Source organism: Marinovum sp. (genome assembly GCF_034669705.1).
Lineage (GTDB): Bacteria > Pseudomonadota > Alphaproteobacteria > Rhodobacterales > Rhodobacteraceae > Marinovum.
This window is the reverse complement of sequence record NZ_JAXMOR010000019.1, coordinates 1-15,573: the sequence shown is the minus strand read 5'-3', so window position 1 is coordinate 15,573 and position 15,573 is coordinate 1. Positions and strand designations below refer to the sequence as shown.

Sequence of the window (15,573 nt, the reverse complement as noted above, 5' to 3'; positions counted from 1 at the left end):
GCTCAGACCTCGGAGACCACCACCTCTGTGCCCCACCCCCGGCAGGCGTGGGCGAGGTCCGGCGGCAACGGCTTGTCGGTAAAGACGCTGTCGACATCGCCGAGCGAGGCGATCCGCGCCGGGGCGGTGCGGGCGAACTTGGTGTGATCGGCCACCAGAAAGGTCTTGCGCGACTGGCGCAGGATGGTGCGGCTGACGTTGACCTCCTGGATGTCGAAATCCATCATGTCGCCATCGCCGTCCAGCGCCGAACAGCCGACGACCGCAAGGTCGAACTTGAACTGGCTGATGGTATCGACCGCCAGGTTGCCGACCAGCCCGCCATCGGTGCGGCGCAGGTGGCCGCCGGTGACGATGATCTCGCACTCCGGGTTGGCGGCGAGGATGTTTGCGACGTTCATGTTGTTGGTCACCACCATCAGCTTGCTGTGATGCAGAAGTTCCTGCGCCACCGCCTCGGTCGAGGTGCCGATGTTGAGAAACAGCGAGATGTCGTTCGGGATCCGCGCCGCGCAGCTGCGCGCGATCGCCTGTTTCGCCGCCGGGTTGAGCGAGCGGCGCTCCTCGTAGAGGATATTGGTGGTGCTCGACGGCAGCACCGCGCCGCCATGCACCCGCTCGAGCCGGCCGGCATCGGCGAGATCCGAAAGGTCGCGGCGGATGGTCTGCAGGGTGACGCCGAAATGCTCGGCCAGCCCCTCGACGGTGACCTTGCCCTCGCGGCGGGCAATTTCGAGGATCTCCGGATGCCGAAAGGTCTGCGACATGTCTTTTCGTTTCCTTTCGATCCTTGGCGCGGCTGCATTTCGGTGCGATCCGGGCCAACTTAGCGCCAGAGCCCGCAGGGCCACAACACGAAAGCCAGCACGACCACCTGCAGCTTTATCAATTTGCGGAAATCGTCGGTAACGTCAACGGACCGGGACAAAACGAACACTAACGAAAACTGAACCATTGAAAAACGCGCGCACCTGTGCCAGATATGCTGCAGGACCGTATAGATTTCAGGAGACGCGCCTTGACGCATCACGACCCCAACAGCCCGGTGGATCTTTTCGTCATTGGTGGCGGCATCAATGGCTGCGGCATTGCCCGCGACGCTGCCGGCCGCGGGCTGAGCGTCACCCTGGCCGAGATGAACGATCTCGCCTCGGCGACCTCCTCCTCTTCGACCAAGCTGTTCCATGGCGGGTTGCGCTATCTCGAGTACTTTGAATTCCGCTTGGTGCGCGAGGCGCTGATCGAGCGGGAAACCCTGCTCCGCGCGATGCCGCACATCAGCTGGCCGATGCGTTTTGTCCTGCCGTATCATAAGGATATGCGCTTCGAATCCGAAACCCCGACGTCGAAACTGCTGAGCCTCGTCATGCCCTGGATGAAGGGTCGCAGGCCCGCCTGGCTGATCCGGCTCGGGCTGTTCATGTACGACCACCTGGGCGGCCGCAAGATCCTGCCCGCCACCAAGACCCTGTCGTTGCCGAACACCCCCGAGGGGGCACCGCTGCAGGACCGGTTCGAGACCGCCTATGAATACTCCGACTGCTGGGTCGAGGACTCGCGGCTGGTGGTGCTCAACGCCCGCGATGCCGAGGCCCGCGGCGCCAGCATTCTGACCCGCACCAAGGTGCTTTCGGCGACCCGTGACGGCGACCTCTGGCGCGTCGAAACGCAAGATACCGAAAACGGCAAGACCCGCACCCATTCCGCCCGCATGCTGGTCAATGCCGGCGGCCCCTGGGTTGGCGACATCATCCGGAACAAGGTCTCGATCCCCTCCAGCGACGGCGTGCGCCTGGTGCGCGGCAGCCATATCGTGACCCGCAAGCTCTATGACCACGACAAGTGCTACTTCTTCCAGGGCACCGACGGGCGGATCATCTTTGCGATCCCCTACGAGGGGGATTTCACCCTGATCGGCACCACCGACGCCGACCATCCCGATCCCTCGCAAAAGCCGGTCTGCACCGAGGAAGAACAGCGTTACCTGATCGACTTCGCGAACCAGTACTTCGCGCAGGACCTAAGCCGCGACGATATCGTCTGGACCTATTCCGGCGTCCGCCCGCTCTATGACGACGGCGCCTCGAGCGCGACAGCGGCGACGCGGGACTACACGCTGAAGGTCGATGCCGCGGGCGGCGCGCCGGTGCTCAACGTCTTTGGCGGCAAGATCACCACCTATCGCCGGCTGGCCGAAAGCGCGCTGGAGCAGATCGACAGCCACCTCGGCATCGGCAAGGGCCCCTGGACCGCCGGCGTGCCCCTGCCCGGCGGCGATTTTCCGGTCGACGGCGTGTCGCATCTGATCGCGGATCTGCAAGCGCGTTACGGCTTTCTGACGCCGTTCTGGGCCCGGCGGCTGGTGCGCGCCTATGGCACCGAAGCCGAGATCATCCTCGACGGCGCCACCGAGGCCCGCGACCTCGGCCGCGACTTCGGCGCCACGCTGACCGAGGCCGAGGTGATCTGGCTGATGGACCGAGAATACGCCCGCACCGCCGAAGACGTGGTCTGGCGGCGCAACAAGCTGGGTCTGCGGCTGAGCGAGACGGAGATCGCGGGGTTGCAGGGCTGGATGGTGGAACGGCGCCAGTCCGGTACGGTGGCTGCTTGATGGCCGATCGATCTTGCCCCCGTTACACTGGACACTCAGGCGGTTGCGGTTTGGGCTGCGATGAACGCGCGTGGTGAGCGCATCTTCAGCCCCGAGTGCGTTTTTCATTCCAGTCGTCGTGACCAGCCACTGCATTTTCATCCATCTGCGACCGGAGGCCGAGAGTTGTGTACGCCGATTGGCGCGGGTTGAGCAATCGCACGACGCACGGAGCTTTCAACCCGCGCAGCGGGTCGTGCGATCACGGTGGCCGAGGTCAGAGCGTCGTCGGCGGGGGTCTGCTAGCCCAAAGCCGGTGGCGGGCGTTCGGTGTTGAAGTCTCTTGCCCAAGCCGAGATTACACCCCGTGCGGGGGCCAGATTTCGAAACATGGTCCGATGATCCCCCGTTTCTGCGGGGGCTTGGTCGTAGAATTTACGCGGCCATCTTCTGTTTCTGTGCAGGTGTCATCCTGCCGCTGCCCATGTTCGGGCGTTCATGGCTGTAGGACCAGAGCCACTCGGTGGCAATCTGCTGGACCTCTTCGATGCTTTGAAGAACCTCATTCGAGGGCCGAAGCGTAAAGCAATCGAACCGGGGGATCGAATGTAGCGAAGGCGGCCCGGCCAGTTCGTCCGGCTTTTCCCGCTTCAGCCGCTTGCGGCCGAACCGACGCCATATGGCCCCGAAAGGCTGCCCGCCAGAACCTCGAACTTCGGACCGCTGCCCAACCCTTAGAGGTCCAGCCCAGCCGGGCATAACTCCAGCTCACTTGGGACAGTCCGCCGATCGACAGCGGGGTTTCGTGGACCCGCATGTGAGTCAGTCCGACCACTACGCGACGATCCGTAGTGTTGCCTGGCGGTCTCCACGCATCCATCATTCCGGCAAGATTCCGCAGCCCTACGCAGATCAGCCTTCGACGAAAAAGGTCAGCGACTGCTGACCCGCGCTCGCTTCGGCAGGCGCTGGTTCCGTCGCTACTGTCTGTTTCTATTGGTCATGCTTATCGGGATTTGGCTTCTTGATGGAAGCATCGGCACCCGCTGGACAGAATGACAGCTGCAAGGAACGAACCAGTTTTGTGCAATTGTATGTTAAATTTCCAGAACGCCCGGTCTTGAAGAAAAAAAGGGAGCCATGAACATGTTTAAAAAAGCAATATTGGCAGTTGCGCTTTGGTGCGCCGGTGCCTCAGCCGCCCTCTCGCAAAGCTGGTATCTCAGCGACGTGAATTACAATGCGGGTCCGCTTAACTGTTGGCCCGCCGGAGGGTTGTTTCTTGACTGGCAACCGCGCAGCGGCAGTCAAGACGGGGTCGTGAAGTACCAGACCCGGGATTCGTCGTTCGTGGCAATTCTCGACTGGACCAAGCCACGCTACATCGCTGAGGCCGGCGTGATCTATTTCGAAATGACGGGAAGCGTCCTGCGCGGGTCAGGGCGGATCCCGCGGATCTGGGCGCAGCGTGCCTATCACCTGCCTGACGGCGGCGTGACGAATTTCCGTGGGTTTGAGCAAGCCAGCGTCGGCGGGGCCACGGGCAAAACGGCGAATGTCGCGGCGCAACTTGGCCCAAGCGGCAGCTATGACGGGGTCACGGTGCGCATCACGTTCACCGACGGCGGCAGTTGCAACGAACCCGTCCTCGCCGATTACGTCTTCCGCAAAGGCTGACGCCGAGGGCGCGGCTGCTGTATCGGTGCGGTTCCGCCCTGTCGCGGCGATGTCCTGTATTCATTCGAAGGCAACCTTGCAGCCCGCAGCAGGCCAAACTGACCTGCCCCCAGCGGGTCCCTCGTAACGAGAGTCTGCAGGTCGGGTTTGGGTATTCCGTGCATCTCCTTGCGGGTCTCAGCACTGTCCGGCGGGCGCTCGCGCCGGGCAGTCTTGGGATAGACACCCCCTCATGTTGCAAAAGCAAACCACTGCCGGGTGATAGATGGGCGGTCAGCAACCGGATGAAACGCGACCTGGCCATCCGGACGCTGCAGATGGCCGACGCGCTGCGGCTGCCGACCAGGGACTGCATCCACCACACCGACCGCGGCAGCCAAGGCGGAATCAACCGGTTGTCGCAACACTTTCGATCAAATCCTGTTTGAGCATCCGGTCGGGCGCGCCGCAGCGATAGGTCTGTCTCAGACTTCACCGGCCCTTGGTGCCGCTCTGACGCGTCGCGGTCTGGCGGTCAGCCCAGGCTTCTGCGAACGACCAGTTCCGGTCTCACCAGCAGGTGCTCCGGCGCGGTGCGCCCGCCAATGCGCGACAGCAGCGCCTTGGCGGCCAGTTCGCCGAGGGTCGTGCCACGCTGCTCGATGCTCGACAGGCCGATCATCGGCATCGCCGCCACCGGGCTGTTGTCGTAGCCCACCACGAGCAGGCGCTCGGGGATCGGAATGCCGCGCTCGAACGCCGCGTTCATGATCTCGATGGCGTGGATGTCGCTCCAGCAGAACAGCCCGTCCGGCAACTGCGCCTGATCGAGGAAGGCATTGACCGACTGGCCGGGCCGATAGCGGCGCTCGCCCACCCGCCAGATCCGGGTGCGGTCTGACAGACCGGCCTCGGCCATGACCTCGAGATAGCCGCGCTCGCGCACGTCAAAGACCTCGCGGCTGGAGCCTGCGGTCGGCTGGCTGATCATCTGCACATCTCGGCAGCCGCGCGCCAGCAGTGCCTCGACCGCCATGCGCGCGCCGAGCCTGTCGTCGGAATTGACCGTGTCGAAGGCGTCCATCCGATCCTCATGGTGACCGATCACCACGGTGGGGCTCTGCGCCGCATAACGGCTCAGCACTTCGCTGGGCAGTCGCGGCGTGACCAGCAGCAGACCGTCCATCTGCAGGTCGATCATCGAATCGATCAGTGACCCCTCGATGGCTTCCTCGGCCTCGCCCACCCCGATCAACGCCTTGTAGCCGGCCTTGTGCAGCGCCTCCTTGGCGCCGCCCACGATGTAGGGCACGAAGGGGTTGTGCATCTCGACCAGCAGCATCCCGACGCTGTAGGTCCGGCCGCGCATCCCGCGTGCCGCGGTGCTCGGACGATACCCCAGTTTCTCGATGGATTTCAGTACCTTGCCACGCAACGTGTCGCTGACGCCATAGGCGTTGCGCAGCACTTTCGATACCGCGGCGGTCGAGACGCCGGCATCCGCCGCGACGTCCCGGATGGTGACCTTTCCGCGCCTTGTCTTCGGCTCTGTCATGCTGCTGATCCCCCCGGGTCCGTTGCCGCGCCATGCGATGATTTTTCAAACAGTACTTGCAAGCGAAGGAAAGTTGTATATCGTTTTACGTAGAACGGTCTACACAATGTGGCGAGGAGGCCGCAGAGGCCGAATTGTGGAGGAATTACATGAGCCTGGATATTGCCGGCGCAGCGCGCACGGCCCGACGACCTGCATCCCGCGACTGGGTGGCCGAGGTGATCGCACCCAGTGTCGACCAGGGCGTCGGCACCGCGGCAAGCTTTGTCGCCACCCGCTTTCGCCGCACCGGGACCGAGCCGCACCTGCTGCATGTCTCGGCCTTCGGACTGTATCGTGCCTTCGTCAACGGCCGGCGCGTCGGGTCCGATAGCCTGACCCCGGGCTGGACCTGCTACGATGATCGCATCGCCTTTCAGAGCTATGACATCACCGGCCTGCTGACCGAGGGCGACAACCGGATCGAGATCTGGCTGGGCGACGGCTGGTATCGCTCGCCGCTGATGAAGAGCGGGGTCAACGGCTGGGGCGAACGCATCGCCGCGCTGGCCGAGGTGGAAAGCGCCGGCACGATCGTCTGCCGCACCGATGACAGCTGGGACAGCGGCCTGCTGCCGATCACCAAGTCGGGCATCTACTGGGGCGAGGATCACGATGCGCGGATCACCCCGCAAGAGACCGGCGGGGTCGAGGTGCTGCCGACCGACAGGGCGCTCTTTGTCCCGCAAGAGGCCGGCACGGTGCGCGAACTGCCCGAGATCGCGCCGCAAAAGAGCTGGGAGGCGCAGGACACCACGATCCACGATTTCGGCCAGAACGTTGCCGGATACGCGCGCATCGCCGTCGAGGGCGCGGCCGGGGCAGAGGTCTATATCGACTTCGCCGAGGTGCTGGGGCCTGACGGGGCTTTTGACAAGCGCAACTACCGTTCTGCCCGCGCCGCGCTGAGCTACGTGCTGTCTGGCGACGGGGTCGAGCAGTGGGCGCCGATGTTCACCTTCACCGGCTTCCGCTACGCCCGGGTGCGGATCGAGGGCGCGGCGCGGCTGACCGAGATCGCCTCGGTCCCGATCACCTCGGTGCCGGACCTCGCTGGCGGTTTTGACTGCGGTGTCGAGGCGGTCAACCGGCTGGTCTGGAACACCATCTGGTCGCAGCGCGGCAATTTCGTCGAGGTGCCCACCGACTGCCCGCAGCGCGACGAGCGTCTGGGCTGGACCGGCGACGCGCAGGTCTTTGCCGGCACCGCCTGCTGGCTGGCCGACAGCGAGCGGTTCCTGCGCAAGTATCTGCGCGACGTGATGCATGACCAGCGCGAGGACGGCGCGATCCCGCATTTCTCGCCGGACTCGACGCTGTGCCCGAACAGCCAGTTTGACGGCGACTGGGCAGGCTCCACCGGTTGGGGCGACGTGATCACCGTGATGCCCTGGCAGCTCTACCTGCATTACGGCGACGATGCGGTGCTGCGCGAGTGTTTCCCGGCGATGCTGAAATGGCTCGACTACCTCTGGAGCATCTCGGACGGTCCGATCATCCACCCGCATTCCACCTGGGGGCAGAAAGGCTTTACCTTCGGCGACTGGCTGCAGCCGGTGGGCGACAACCGCAAGCCCCGGCCCACCATCGGCGACGATTGCGCCGCCACGATCTATCATTTCATCTCGACCGACCTTGCGGCAAGGATTGCCGGCGTCATCGGCGAGACGGCCGAGGCCCAGCGGCTGAGGGCGCGCGCCGAGGAGATCCGCGCGGCCTTTGCCCGTGAATATGTCAGCGCCTCTGGGCGGCTGGCGCATGGCGACCAGACCTCCTATGCGCTGGCCTTCCTCTATGACCTCGTGCCGGCGGAACATCACGCCGCTGCCAAGGCGTATTTCCGGCGGGTGATCGAGGACGCCGACTACCTGATCGGCACCGGGTTCATCGGCACCCCGGCGCTCTTGCCGGCGCTGTCGAAACTGGGGATGGACGATCTGGTGGCCAAGGTGTTCCTCAACCGGCGGGTGCCCGGCTGGCTTTACCAGGTCGAGCGCGGTGCCACCACGATCTGGGAGCGCTGGGATGCCATCGGCGAGGATGGGGCGATCTATGACCCCGAAATGAACAGCTACAACCACTACGCCTATGGAGCGGTCTGCCAGTTCCTGTTCGAAAACGTCGCCGGGGTGCAGCCGCTGGCCGAGGCACCGGGCTTCGACCGGGTGCGGCTCGATCCACGGATCCTGCCCGAACTGGGACAGGTCTCGATGTGGCACGACTGCCGCCATGGCCGGATCGAGGCAGGCTGGCGGATCGAGGGCCACCGCGTGATCTATACGGTCACCCTGCCCCAGGGCTGCGAGGCGATCGCGGCCGACAGGATCGGTGGCGGGCGCTACGGCCCCGGCACCCATGACATCAGCTTTGATCTCAAGGCCTGAAACCCCGGGGCGCGGGAGGCCCCGGACACACCCAAAGGGAGGACACCATGACCAAGACACTGACCACCACCGCCATGGCGCTTGCGCTGACGGCGGGCGCCGCCTCGGCCGAAGAGCTGAGCCTGCTGATCGACAACGGCCCCTCGACCATCGCCGCCTTCGAGGCGCTGACCGCAGCCTATACCGAGATGCACCCCGATGTGACCTTCTCGATCGAGATACGCCCGGCGGGCGGCGAAGGCGACAATATCGTCAAGTCGCGACTGGCCACCGGCGAGATGACCGATCTCTTCATGTACAACTCCGGCTCGCTGTTCCAGGCGTTGCGGCCCGAACGGACGCTGGTGCCGCTCAATGATCTCGAGAACGTGGCGCCGCTCAACGACTCGTTCAAGCGCACCGTTCAGGACGCCCAAGGCCGGGTCTACGGCGTGCCCGCCGAGGGCGCGATGGGCGGTGGCATCCTCTATCACGTGCCGACCTACCAGGAGCTCGGTCTCGAAGTGCCCAGGACCTGGGACGCGTTCATGGCCAACAACGCGGTGATCGCCGAAAAGACCGACAAGGCCCCGGTGATCCAGACCTATCGCAACACTTGGACCAGCCAGCTCTTCGTGCTGGCGGATTACTACAACGTCCAATCGGAAGAGCCGGGCTTTGCCGAGGCCTATACCGCCAACGCGGTCAAGTTCGCCGACACCCCGGCCGCGCTCAAGGGCTTCGAGCGGCTGCAGGCGGTGCATGAGGCAGGCTACCTGAATGCCGATTACGGCGCGGCCAGCTTTGACGACGGGCTGCACATGGTGGCCAACGGCACCGGCGTGCATTACCCGATGCTGACCTTCTCGATCGGTGCGATCCGGCAGAACAGCCCCGAGCTGATCGACGATGTCGGCTTCTTCGCCCAGCCCGGCGACGACGCCGAAAAGAACGGTCTGACGATCTGGCTGCCCTCGGCGGTCTATATTCCCAAGTCGAGCGAGCACATCGACATCGCCAAGGATTTCCTCGACTTCGTCGCCTCGGTCGAGGGCTGCGAGACCATTGTCGAGGTCAACGGCGCGATCGGCCCGCAGCTGGTGCCCGGCTGCGAGTTGCCGGACGACGTGCCGACCGCCATCGCCGACATGCTGCCTTATTTCGAGCAAGACGGCCGCACCGCTCCGGCGCTCGAGTTCCTGTCGCCGATCAAGGGCCCGGCGCTCGAACAGCTGACCGTCGAGGTCGGGTCCGGCATCCGCGATGCAAAGTCGGCGGCGGAACGCTATGACCGTGACGTGGCCAAGCAGGCCCGTCAGCTCGGCCTTCCCAACTGGTAACCTCCCGACCGGTTGCGAAACGGGGCTCGCGGTTCTGCGCGGGCCCTACTTGATCCAAGGACCTGACATGCCCGCCAAATCCCGGATATCCCCCTACCCCTACTGGTTTTTCCTGCCCGCGGCGGCGATCTTCGTGGTGTTCTTCCTGGTGCCCACGGTTGCCTCCTTCTACTTCTCGCTCACCTACTGGGATCCGTTCGAGGCGCGCTTTGCCGGCTGGGACAACTATGTCCAATTCTTCTCCGAGCCCTACCTGCTGCGCGGCACGGTCAACACGCTGGCCTTTGCCGTCCTGACCTCTGGGATGAAGACGGTGATCGGCTTGCTGCTGGCGGTGCTCTTGACCTCAGGGATGATGGGGCAGTCGCTCTTGCGCTCGATCGTCTTCTTTCCGGTGCTGGTCTCGACCATCGGCGTCGGCCTGCTGTTCCAGGAACTGATGCACCCCACCCAGGGCGCGATCAACGTCGCGCTGGCGGCGGTGGGCATCGACGGCCCCGGCTGGCTGACCAACCCGTCGCTGGCGCTGTTCTCTGTGGCGCTGGTCGATGTCTGGCGCGGCGTGGGTCTGGCGACGCTGATCTATATTGCGGGCCTCGCCACCATTGGCCCCGAGTACTACGAGGCCGCCCGCATCGACGGCGCCACCCGGCTGCAACAGTTCTGGCGGGTGACCGTGCCGCTGATCCGGCCGGCCACCACCACCGTCATCATCCTGTCGCTGATCGGCGGGCTGCGCCTGTTCGACCTGATCTGGGCGATGACCCGCGGCGGCCCCGGCTTTTCATCCGACGTGCTGGCCAGCGTCATCTACAAGCAATACCAGGCCGGGTTCTGGGGCCTGTCGACCGCCGGCAACGTCATCCTGTTCCTGCTGATCGCCCTGATCATCGCGCCGCTTGCCTGGTGGCTCAACCGGAGATCGATCGACTCATGAAACCGCGTCAGATCCTCAACGGAGGCCTTGCGCTCTCCGCCTCTCTCGTCATCTTCGTGATCCCCTTCCTCTTTGTGCTGATCAACGCGATGAAATCACCGCAAGAGGCGAGCCAGCCGGATTTCGCGCTGCCAGAGCGCTGGCTGTTCTGGGAAAACTTCGTCACCACGGTGCAGACCCGCGACTATGCCCTGCTGCTGGCCTACTGGAATTCCACCGTCATCACCGTGGGCGCGATCACCCTGCTGGTGATCTTCGGCGCGATGGTGGGCTATGTGGTGCAGCGCCGGCCCTCGACGGTGACCCGCATCGTCTACATGGTGGCGCTGTCGGGGCTGATGATCCCGCCCGCCGTGGTGCCGACGATCTGGCTGCTGCAGTCGGTGGGCCTGTTCAAGACCCTCAACGGCATGATCCTGATCCAGGTCGCCTACGGGCTCGGGTTCACCGTGCTGCTCTATCGCAGCTTCATCGGCACCATCCCGCGCGAGCTTGACGAGGCGGCGATCATCGACGGCGCCAAGCCCTGGCAGGTGTTCTTCAAGGTCGTGCTGCCGCTTCTGAAACCGGTGACGCTGACCGTGATCGTGGTGCAGTCGATCAGCATCTTCAACGACTTCACCCATCCGCTCTACTACCTGCCGGGGCGTGACAACGTGACCGTGCAGCTGACGCTCTACAACTTCCAGAGCCAGTTCGCGAGCCAGATGAACCTGCTGTTCATGAACATCCTGCTGATCACCATTCCGCCGCTGATCGTCTTCATCTTCTTCAACCGCCAGATCGTCGCCGGGATGACCTCCGGCGCAGTGAAAGGATAACCCCATGGCCCGTGTCGAACTCAAGGACCTGCGCAAGAACTTCGGCGCCGTCGAGGTGATCAAGGGCGTCGACCTGACCATCGAGGACGGCGAGTTCTGCGTCTTCGTCGGCCCCTCGGGCTGTGGCAAGTCCACCCTGCTGCGGATGATTTCCGGGCTCGAGGAACAGAGCTCCGGAATGATCGAGATCGGCGGCCGCGACGTCTCGCGTGCTGAACCCTCCGAGCGCGGCATCGCCATGGTGTTCCAGAACTACGCGCTCTACCCCCATCTCACGGTGCGCGAAAACATCGGCTTCGGCCTGTCGCTGGCGCGTCGTCCCAAGTCCGAGATCGCCGAGAAGGTCGCTGCGGTGGCCGAGACACTGCAGCTTGGCGCCTATCTCGACCGCAAGCCCAAGGCGCTGTCTGGCGGCCAGCGCCAACGCGTCGCCATCGGCCGCGCCATCGTGCGCGACCCGCAGGTCTTCCTGTTCGACGAGCCGCTGTCGAACCTCGACGCCGCCCTGCGCAGCCAGATGCGGATCGAACTGACCGAGCTGCACGAGCGGCTCGGCGCGACGATGATCTACGTCACCCACGACCAGGTCGAGGCGATGACCATGGCCGACAAGATCGTGGTGCTCAACGGCGGCAGGATCGAGCAGGTCGGCCCGCCGATGGAGCTCTACCAGCGCCCCGCCACGCCCTTCGTCGCGGGCTTCATCGGCTCGCCCAAGATGAACCTCTACAATGGCAAGGTGGCCGAAGAGATGGGCTGCCGCACCTACGGCATCCGCCCCGAGCACCTGGCCCTGTCAGAGACCGAAGGCCGCTGGCCCGGCACCGTGCGCCACGTCGAGCGGCTGGGCGCCGACACCATCGTCCACATGGACGCCCCCGACCTCGGGCCGGTCATCGCGCGCACCGACGGCAGCCGCAGCTTCGCCCAGGGCAGCACCGTCTGGGTCACCCCGAACCCGGAGTTCGAGTTCCGATATTGAGCTGGTAGCGGATCCCCGGGCAATTTCCGGCGTAGATGTAGTTGCTTGGTTTGTTGCGTGGGTCGTTATGGATGTCTTGGAGCCAACCCAGCAGAGCAACCGCGCGCCACCGGGTCGAGTAACCGGCCTGCTGCACGTGCGCCTGCTTCGAGAGCCTGACGAAGACACAAGAAGCGCCCCGGTCCCGGTGCTCGGCCGTCGAATTTCCGGCATTGAGTTGCGCTGGGGTCCAGACGGTCTCGATATCCATCGGACGCAGACCATCGCCGCGGGCGAGCCTCCGGGTTTCCTTTGGTCTCGACGCTGTCCTGAACATCAACGGAGCGAGAGCCCGGCGATCTTCAGGGTCAGCTCGGCCGAAATCGACTGGCCCGCCGGAAGCACAGTCAGCCCGTGCGGCCCGGTCCCGGTCTCGCCGCTGACATGGCTCTGCGGTTCCAGCGCAAACCGTGCCATCCCGGGGTCGGCAAAGAGCATCAACGCCGGGAGTCCCCGACCCCGCATCTCGAGCCCGTAACCCAGCGATGGCTGAGTGATCCGCGCACGCCCGTCCCAGCCGGAATAGCATTGGTTGCGCCAGGCCTCCGGCAGCCCGCGCGGCGTCGAATAGGCCTCCGAGGCCGGAAGCGGGCGCTTGCCGAGGGGCAGATGCCCCGGCCCCTCCGGCCAGAGCGTGCGGGCGGCAAAGGCCACCTGCGTGTCCGCCAGACGTGGGAAATACGGGTGGAAGCCGATCCCACAGGGCACCGCCCGCGCCCCGGTGTTGCGGAGGCTCAGGCCGAACCTGACACCGGTGGCGCGCAGCTCCGCCATGAACCCCATCCGCAGGTCGAGCGGATAGTTTCCGCGGATATCAAGGCCGAGCGCGATCCGGCCGGCGGTGGTCTCGATCACCTCCCACGACCGCTGCCAGGCGATGCCATGCAGCGCCAGCGGCTCGTCGGTGTTGGGCGCAAGTTCGATGCGCCGCGTGCCCAGGGCCAGCCGGTTGCCGCGCGCGCGGTTGGCGAAGGGCGCCATGAGGAACATTGCCGTGTCGCCGGCGGTCCTGGCGGGCGCGGCTCTAGGCGCCAGCACCGGCACCCAGCCCTCTGCCGTTGCGACCTCGAAGCGGCCGACCGAAGCGCCCATCGCCGGATCCACCGACAGCCGGAACCGATCGTTCTGCAGCGTGATCATCGCTCAGCGGCAGAGCAAGGTCATAGGGCCCCGGCCGTGTCCTGGCCCCGCTGGCTCGCCGCGCGGCCCAAGTCGCGCGCCGCGACACCGATCAACCCGGCCATCAGCCGGCGGGCGGTCTCGCTCTCGCGCATCCGGATCGCCTCGAGCACGTCGCCGTGGGTGTGAAGCGAGTCCGCGAAGTTCTCGGAGGCCTGCGTGGTCATCCGGAAAGACATCCGCAGCGCCGCGCCGATCACCGTGCCGAAATTGGCGAAGATCTCGTTCTTCGAGGCCAGCAGGATCGCGAAGTGAAAGGCCTCGTCGGCGGCGACGATCGCATCGATGTCATCATCGCGCGCCGCGCTCATCCGCTGGTAGGCCTCCTGCATCCGGCCGAGGTCGGAGCCGTCGGCGCGCTGCGCCGCCATTTCGGCGGCGGCAGGCTCGATGACCTGCCGCGCCTCGGTCAGCGAGCGGATGAAGACGAGGTCGGGCGGCAGGGTCTCGCGCCAGGCGAGGATGTCACCGTCGAGATGGTTCCAGCGCGTCGCGGGCAGCACGACGGTGCCGATCCGCGGCCGGCTCTCGATCAGCCCCTTGCCGGCCAGCATCCGCACCGACTCGCGCAGGGCGGTGCGGCTGACGTCCATCTTCTGGCGCAGCGCATCCTCGGTCGGAAGCCGCTCGCCCGGCGCGATCTCACCCGACAGGATCATCCGCGCCAGCGTGGAGGTGACGATCTCGCGCGGGCCACCCTGCCCTCTCTGTTTGACCTCTGCCATGACTGCCTCAGCTCTTGTTCAGACGGTACTCTGCCAGAAAGACCGCCAGGATAAGAAGGGTCCCCTTGGCCAGCATCTGATAAAAGGTCGGCACCGCGGTGAGGATCATGCCGTTGTTGAGCACGCCGATGATCGCGACCCCCAAGAGTGCGCCGACCACAGTGCCGCGCCCGCCCTGCATCGCGCAGCCGCCGAGGAAGGCCGCGGTGATCGCCTCGAGCTCGAGCCCGTCGGAACCCGAGATCGGTTGGCCCGAGCCGGTGCGCGCCGCCAGCAGGATGCCGCCCACGCCGGCCATGACGCCAGAGACCACGTAGATCGCCACCCGGTAGGTCGGGATCTTCAGGCCCGACAGCCGCGCCACGATGGGGTTGCCGCCGATGGCATAGTAGTTCCGGCCGACGATGCTCTTGTGCATGAAGATGTAGAAGCCGATCGCCACCGCGATCAGGATCCAGATCGGCGCCGGCAGGCCGAGGATGCGGCCGGTGCCGATCCAACGGAAGCTGTCGTTGAAGATCGAGATCGACTGGCCGTTCGACAGGATGAAGGCGACGCCGCGAAAGATCGCCATGGTGCCCAGGGTCACGATCACCGCGTTGATCCGGCCATAGGTGATCAGCAGCCCGTTCACCAGCCCGGCCAGACCGCCGACGGCGATGCCCGCCAGCAGCCCCAGCCCTGCCATGTCGGTGGCCTGGATCGTCATTGCGGTGGCGACGGTGGTCAGCCCGACGATGGAGCCGACCGAAATGTCGAGCCCGCCAGAGACGATCACCCCGGTCTGCGAGATCGCCAGAACGCCGAGGATCGCGACCCCCATGCCGATGTTCAAAAGGTTGCGGGTCGAGAAGAAGACATCGCCCCGCAGCACGCCGAAGATCACCAGCAGCCCGACGAGGGCCACCAGCAGGCTGATGTTGTGGATGCCGATACGTTCGATGGTACGGTGCATGCTGAACCCCTCGCTTCGGGCGTTGATGGTTTGATCGGTCATTGGGCCGCTCCTTCAAGGTCTGCCCCGGCCGCGCTCCGGCCCTGGGGGATGGCCGCGGCCATGATGTTTTCCTCATTTGCCGCGCCGCGGTCGAATTCCGCGCGGATGCGGCCCTCGGCCATGACAAGCACCCGGTCCGAGAGACCAAGCAGCTCCGGCAGTTCCGACGAGATCACGATGACGCCCAGCCCTTGGGTGTCGGTCAGGCTGCGGATCAGGTTGTCAACGGCGGAGTAAAATCCGGCCACGTGGCGGCGCAAAACCAGGCCAGTGGCGGGGCGCCACGCGCCATTGCGCGCGCGCTTGTCATATAGCTGGCGCGTGCCATGGCGCATTGGCCCGGAGGG

The 15,573-nt window shown here is 65.3% G+C and carries 12 protein-coding genes and 4 pseudogenes; 8 read left to right on the top strand and 8 right to left on the bottom strand.

The features are described from left to right. Positions 1–2: 2 nt before the first annotated feature. Positions 3–767, bottom strand: a complete 765-nt coding sequence (locus VOI27_RS14040; RefSeq protein WP_323765985.1) for a DeoR/GlpR family DNA-binding transcription regulator — start codon at positions 765–767, stop codon at positions 3–5. A gap of 215 nt (positions 768–982) precedes the next feature. On the opposite strand from VOI27_RS14040, the gene glpD reads away from it, so the two are divergent. Further along, complete coding sequence (gene glpD, locus VOI27_RS14035; protein WP_416374677.1) at positions 983–2,614, top strand: glycerol-3-phosphate dehydrogenase; 1,632 nt, start codon at positions 983–985, stop codon at positions 2,612–2,614. A 137-nt stretch (positions 2,615–2,751) separates the two neighbouring features. Here glpD and VOI27_RS14030 read toward each other — a convergent pair. Both VOI27_RS14030 and VOI27_RS14025 read right to left on the bottom strand, forming a co-directional pair. Next, a pseudogene (locus tag VOI27_RS14030) lies at positions 2,752–2,994 on the bottom strand (integrase core domain-containing protein); the annotation flags it as partial. A gap of 34 nt (positions 2,995–3,028) precedes the next feature. Further along, a pseudogene (locus VOI27_RS14025) lies at positions 3,029–3,154 on the bottom strand (IS3 family transposase); the annotation flags it as partial. Between the two features lie 579 nt (positions 3,155–3,733). On the opposite strand from VOI27_RS14025, the gene VOI27_RS14020 reads away from it, so the two are divergent. After that, positions 3,734–4,270 carry a hypothetical protein gene (locus tag VOI27_RS14020; protein WP_323765983.1) on the top strand — a complete coding sequence of 179 codons (537 nt, stop codon included), beginning with the start codon at positions 3,734–3,736 and terminating at the stop codon, positions 4,268–4,270. A 266-nt stretch (positions 4,271–4,536) separates the two neighbouring features. Beyond that, positions 4,537–4,650 (top strand): annotated as a pseudogene (locus VOI27_RS14015) (IS3 family transposase); the annotation flags it as partial. A gap of 134 nt (positions 4,651–4,784) precedes the next feature. Here VOI27_RS14015 and VOI27_RS14010 read toward each other — a convergent pair. Beyond that, entirely contained in the window at positions 4,785–5,804 is a 1,020-nt protein-coding gene (locus VOI27_RS14010; RefSeq protein ID WP_323765982.1) for a LacI family DNA-binding transcriptional regulator, read from the bottom strand. Between the two features lie 149 nt (positions 5,805–5,953). On the opposite strand from VOI27_RS14010, the gene VOI27_RS14005 reads away from it, so the two are divergent. The 5 genes from VOI27_RS14005 (at position 5,954) to VOI27_RS13985 (ending at position 12,286) form a co-directional block, all read left to right on the top strand. Further along, positions 5,954–8,227 carry a family 78 glycoside hydrolase catalytic domain gene (locus VOI27_RS14005; protein ID WP_323765981.1) on the top strand — a complete coding sequence of 758 codons (2,274 nt, stop codon included), beginning with the start codon at positions 5,954–5,956 and terminating at the stop codon, positions 8,225–8,227. A 47-nt stretch (positions 8,228–8,274) separates the two neighbouring features. Next, on the top strand, positions 8,275–9,546 hold the full coding sequence (locus VOI27_RS14000; RefSeq protein ID WP_323765980.1) for an ABC transporter substrate-binding protein: 1,272 nt from the start codon (positions 8,275–8,277) through the stop codon (positions 9,544–9,546). A gap of 67 nt (positions 9,547–9,613) precedes the next feature. Beyond that, positions 9,614–10,483, top strand: coding sequence for a sugar ABC transporter permease (locus tag VOI27_RS13995; protein ID WP_323765979.1), 870 nt, complete (start codon positions 9,614–9,616; stop codon positions 10,481–10,483). Next, a complete protein-coding gene (locus tag VOI27_RS13990; RefSeq protein WP_323765978.1) occupies positions 10,480–11,304 on the top strand; it encodes a carbohydrate ABC transporter permease in 825 nt (274 codons plus the stop codon). Before VOI27_RS13995 ends, VOI27_RS13990 begins: the two co-directional genes overlap by 4 nt. A 4-nt stretch (positions 11,305–11,308) precedes the next feature. Then, on the top strand, positions 11,309–12,286 hold the full coding sequence (locus VOI27_RS13985; protein ID WP_323765977.1) for a sn-glycerol-3-phosphate ABC transporter ATP-binding protein UgpC: 978 nt from the start codon (positions 11,309–11,311) through the stop codon (positions 12,284–12,286). Positions 12,287–12,601: 315 nt separating this feature from the next. On the opposite strand, the gene VOI27_RS13980 is transcribed toward VOI27_RS13985, so the two are convergent. The 4 genes and pseudogenes from VOI27_RS13980 to VOI27_RS13965 all read right to left on the bottom strand — a co-directional run. Next, the gene (locus tag VOI27_RS13980) at positions 12,602–13,465 is read right to left on the bottom strand and encodes a hypothetical protein (protein WP_323765976.1); all 864 of its coding nucleotides are present in this window, start codon (positions 13,463–13,465) and stop codon (positions 12,602–12,604) included. 20 nt (positions 13,466–13,485) lie between these two features. Next, the gene (locus VOI27_RS13975; protein ID WP_323765975.1) at positions 13,486–14,229 is read right to left on the bottom strand and encodes a FadR/GntR family transcriptional regulator; all 744 of its coding nucleotides are present in this window, start codon (positions 14,227–14,229) and stop codon (positions 13,486–13,488) included. A gap of 7 nt (positions 14,230–14,236) precedes the next feature. Continuing rightward, positions 14,237–15,226 carry an ABC transporter permease gene (locus VOI27_RS13970; RefSeq protein ID WP_323765974.1) on the bottom strand — a complete coding sequence of 330 codons (990 nt, stop codon included), beginning with the start codon at positions 15,224–15,226 and terminating at the stop codon, positions 14,237–14,239. Next, a pseudogene (locus VOI27_RS13965) lies at positions 15,223–15,573 on the bottom strand (hypothetical protein); the annotation flags it as partial. The pseudogene VOI27_RS13965 and the gene VOI27_RS13970, both read right to left, overlap by 4 nt.